This is a genomic window from Micromonospora sp. NPDC052213, from assembly GCF_040679695.1.
In the GTDB taxonomy this organism is placed as follows: domain Bacteria; phylum Actinomycetota; class Actinomycetes; order Mycobacteriales; family Micromonosporaceae; genus Micromonospora.
Map to the genome: position 1 here is coordinate 1 of NZ_JBFAVI010000372.1, position 1,233 is coordinate 1,233.

General features: G+C 68.4%; 1 protein-coding gene and 1 pseudogene. Both read left to right on the top strand.

The genetic code is table 11. From position 1 onward, the window contains the following. Positions 1 to 466, top strand: a pseudogene (locus AB0L34_RS34050) (ribonucleoside-diphosphate reductase subunit alpha); the annotation flags it as partial. Then, the coding region (locus AB0L34_RS34055; protein ID WP_363709790.1) for a ribonucleotide-diphosphate reductase subunit beta at positions 457 to 1,233 on the top strand (777 nt) is incomplete at its 3' end. The pseudogene AB0L34_RS34050 and the gene AB0L34_RS34055, both read left to right, overlap by 10 nt.

Sequence of the window (1,233 nt, forward strand, 5' to 3'; positions counted from 1 at the left end):
CGGGGAGTTCCTCCAGGTCAACACGTACCTGGTGCGGGAGCTGAAGGCCCGCGGACTGTGGACGCCGCAGGTCCGCGACCGGATCAAGCGGGCCGAGGGCTCGGTGCAGGACATCACCGAGCTGCCCGCGCCGGTGCGGGAGCTGTTCCGCACCGCCTGGGAGCTGCCGCAGCGGGCGCTGATCGACCTGGCCGCCGCGCGGGCGCCGTTCGTCGACCAGTCCCAGTCGCTGAACCTGTTCCTGAGCGCGCCGACCATCGGCAAGCTGTCCTCGATGTACCTGTACGCCTGGAAGGCCGGGCTGAAGACCACCTACTACCTGCGTTCCCGTCCCGCCACCCGCATCCAGCAGGCCACCGTCGCCCCGGTGCCCGCCCCGGTGCCCGGCGTGGTCTCCGCCGTGAGCGACGACGAGGCGCTGGCCTGTTCCCTGGAGAACCCCGAGAGCTGCGAGGCATGCCAGTGACCACCACCGCACCGACCCGGCACATGCTGCTCGACCCCGGCATGGACCTGACCCTGCGGCCGATGCGCTACCCGCGCTTCTTCGACCGGTTCAAGGACGCGATCAGGAACACCTGGACGGTCGAGGAGGTGGACCTGCACTCGGACCTCGCCGACCTGGCGAAGCTGTCCCCCGCCGAACGGCACCTGGTGTCGCGGCTGGTGGCGTTCTTCGCCACCGGCGACACGATCGTCGCCAACAACCTGGTGCTCAACCTCTACCAGCACGTCAACTCGCCCGAGGGCCGGCTCTACCTGTCCCGGCAGCTGTTCGAGGAGGCGGTGCACGTCCAGTTCTACCTGAACCTGCTCGACACGTACGTGCCGGACGAGAAGGAACGGTTCGCCGCGTTCGCCGCGGTGGAGAACATCCCGTCGATCGCCCGCAAGGCCGAGTTCTGCTTCCGGTGGATCGACTCGATCTTCGAGCTGCGCGAGCTGCGGACCCGCGACGACCGGCGGGCGTTCCTGCTCAACCTGATCTGCTTCGCCGCGTGCATCGAGGGCCTGTTCTTCTACGGCGCGTTCGCCTACGTCTACTTCCTGCGGTCCCGGGGCCTGCTCAACGGGCTGGCCTCCGGCACCAACTGGGTGTTCCGGGACGAGTCCATGCACATGGCGTTCGCGTTCGACGTGGTGGAGACCGTACGCGCCGAGGAACCGGACCTGTTCGACGCCGAGATGGAGAAGCTGGTGAAGGAGATGCTGGCCGAGGCGGTGGAGTGCGAG